We start from the raw sequence: 3,178 nt of genomic DNA on the forward strand, positions 1-3,178 counted from the left end.
CGGGTCCAACCGGAACAACCGGCCTAACGGGTGCAACCGGATCAACAGGAGTAACTGGTGTAACCGGAGCGACAGGAGCAACAGGAGCAACAGGATCAACCGGCTCAACTGGAGAAACTGGCCCAACGGGTCCAACCGGATCAACAGGATCAACCGGAGCAACAGGAGTAACTGGTGAAACGGGTGCAACCGGAGTGACTGGATCAACAGGACCAACAGGAGCAACAGGAGTAACAGGAGTAACCGGAGCGACTGGAGAAACGGGACCAACCGGAGCGACAGGAGAAACGGGATCAACAGGAGTAACTGGTGTAACCGGATCAACAGGAGTAACCGGAGCAACCGGAGCGACAGGAGCAACCGGAGCAACAGGATCAACCGGCTCAACTGGAGAAACTGGCCCAACGGGTCCAACCGGAACAACCGGCCTAACGGGTGCAACCGGAGCAACAGGAGTAACTGGTGTAACCGGAGCGACTGGAGAAACGGGATCAACAGGAGTAACTGGTGTAACCGGAGCGACTGGAGAAACGGGACCAACAGGACCAACAGGAGTAACAGGAGTAACAGGAGCAACCGGCTCAACTGGTCCAACCGGATCAACCGGAGTGACTGGAGCAACCGGCCCAACTGGGGCAACAGGAGCGACCGGAGCAACGGGACCAACAGGAGCAACCGGCCCAACAGGCTCAACAGGCTCAACCGGAGTAACAGGATCAACCGGGGCGACCGGAGTAACTGGAGCAACCGGCCCAACGGGTGCAACCGGAGTAACAGGAGTAACTGGTCCAACCGGAGCGACAGGAGTAACCGGATCAACCGGCTCAACTGGTCCAACCGGATCAACCGGAGTGACTGGAGCAACCGGCCCAACGGGTGCAACCGGAGCGACAGGAGTAACCGGATCAACCGGCCCAACGGGTGCAACCGGAGCAACAGGAGTAACCGGATCAACCGGCTCAACTGGTCCAACCGGATCAACCGGAGTGACTGGAGCAACCGGCCCAACTGGTCCAACCGGAGCGACAGGAGTAACCGGAACAACCGGCCCAACTGGTCCAACCGGAGCAACAGGAGCCACTGGTGTAACTGGAGCAACAGGCCCAACCGGAGCCACAGGCAGTACACCAACCTTGCTCTTCACAAGAACTAATGGGCCGCTCACTGTTTTTCCACCGTTAAATACTGAAGTTCCCGTTGCTACGCTGGCAATCCCAGTTAATGCTTTGCAGAATGTAAAGCTGGATTATGCACTCAGTGTCGCGTTAACAACTGCAGCAAATTCAAACTTTGTTTTTGAAGTGAGATTATATAGGGGAGCAGTGCAAATTCATACAAGAACTCTGTCGCGAACTAGTCCAACCGCAGCTACGGATAGTTTTTCGATTGCTGATACAACAGTGGATACTGCGCCGACCGCAGGAACAAACACTTACCAGCTCAGGGTTATTTTCACAACTGCTAATAATTTAACGACAGCAACTGCTCTGAATATCGATTTTAACAGCATTGTTTTTCCGACATCATAATGAAAAGACCTGACTGATATTTTAAAGATGAAAGACCTGACTGATACGCGGTTAGGTCTTTTTTCCGTAAACGCTGTGCAACATTCACTCTTAGAGACCAGTTGATCATTTAAATGGGTTTTTGAAACACCATTTGTTTTTGAACAAATATTATGCAAGAAGAGGTGGTGTAATGAGAAAAGGAGATACTTGGTATAACAGATACGGCTCTGGAGATTATGACTGTCGGTATTGTAATGATTGTTGCTGTCATTCCCAACATAAAAGAAGAAATCAAAGGCGCAGTTACCATAATCGAGCACATTGCTGTGAAGGATGCTGCTGTGAAAACTCTTGCTGTTATGAAAGATGGTGTCCGTGCTGTCATCCAAATCATTATCATATGAGAGGCGCGACCGGAGCAACGGGGCTGACTGGAGCAACAGGGTTCACCGGAGCGACCGGAGCAACAGGCGACCCCGGAGTAACGGGAGCCACTGGAGTAACGGGAGCAACCCAACAGGGTTCACCGGGGCGACCGGAGTAACAGGCGACCCCGGAGTAACGGGAGCAACTGGGATAACAGGAGCAAGTGGGGTGACAGGAGTAACCGGAGTAACAGGAGCCACCGGGATAACGGGAGCAACTGGGATAACAGGGCCAACCGGGTTAACAGGAGCCACCGGGTTAACAGGAGCAACCGGAGTAACAGGAGCCACTGGAGTAACGGGAGCAACCGGGATAACAGGAGCCACTGGTGTAACGGGAACAACAGGGATAACAGGAGCAACTGGGATAACAGGAGCAACCGGGGTAACCGGAGTAACAGGAGCAACAGGAGTAATAGGAGCCACCGGGATAACGGGAGCAACTGGGATAACAGGGCCAACCGGGTTAACAGGAGCAACTGGGGCAACCGGAGTAACAGGAGCCACCGGGATAACGGGAGCAACTGGGATAACAGGGCCAACCGGGTTAACAGGAGCAACTGGGGCAACCGGAGTAACGGGAGCAACCGGGGTAACCGGGACGACCGGAGTAACAGGCGACCCCGGAGTAACGGGAGCAACCGGGTTAACAGGAGCAACCGGGATAACCGGAGCTACTGGGTTAACAGGAGCAACCGGGATAACGGGAGCAACCGGGCTAACAGGAGCAACCGGGGTAACCGGAGCGACTGGAGATACAGGAGCGACTGGAGTAGCGGGAGCAACAGGGATAACAGGAGCTACTGGGTTAACAGGAGCCACTGGAGTAACGGGCGCGACTGGAGTAACGGGAGTAACTGGTGTAACCGGAGCAACAGGGATAACCGGGTCAACCGGAGTAACAGGAGCAACAGGAGCGACAGGAATAACAGGAGCAACCGGGGAAACTGGCCCAACGGGTGCAACTGGTTCAACCGGAGCCGGAGGGACTCTGCTGAATTTTGCTTTTTCTGCTCCGAGAAGCGGAACCATTACATCAATTGCCGCCTATTTCAGTACCACCGCAGCATTGTCGCTTGTCGGCTCGACTGTTACCATAACTGCACAATTATACAGTTCCACTGTGCCGAACAATACGTTCACGCCGATTCCCGGAGCATCCGTCACTTTAGCTCCTGCCCTTACCGGCGTATTGTCAATCGGCAGCATCAGCAACGGAATCACTACAGGGCTGAACATTAC

General features: G+C 53.9%; 1 protein-coding gene and 2 pseudogenes. All 3 read left to right on the top strand.

Going from position 1 to position 3,178, the window contains the following annotated elements:
- Positions 1–1,529: pseudogene (locus AC1DN5_RS18975) on the top strand (hypothetical protein); the annotation flags it as partial.
- A 218-nt stretch (positions 1,530–1,747) separates the two neighbouring features.
- Positions 1,748–1,915, top strand: coding sequence for a hypothetical protein (locus AC1DN5_RS18980; protein ID WP_327816234.1), 168 nt, complete (start codon positions 1,748–1,750; stop codon positions 1,913–1,915).
- Positions 1,916–2,105: 190 nt separating this feature from the next.
- Positions 2,106–3,178: pseudogene (locus AC1DN5_RS18985) on the top strand (exosporium glycoprotein BclB-related protein); the annotation flags it as partial.

This window comes from Bacillus sp. 01N42_2, from assembly GCF_056399565.1.

Excerpts from the sequence above, each read along its gene's own strand:
- AC1DN5_RS18980 (WP_327816234.1), top strand. The coding sequence starts at position 1,748 with ATGACTGTCGGTATTGTAATGATTGTTGCTGTCATTCCCAACATAAAA.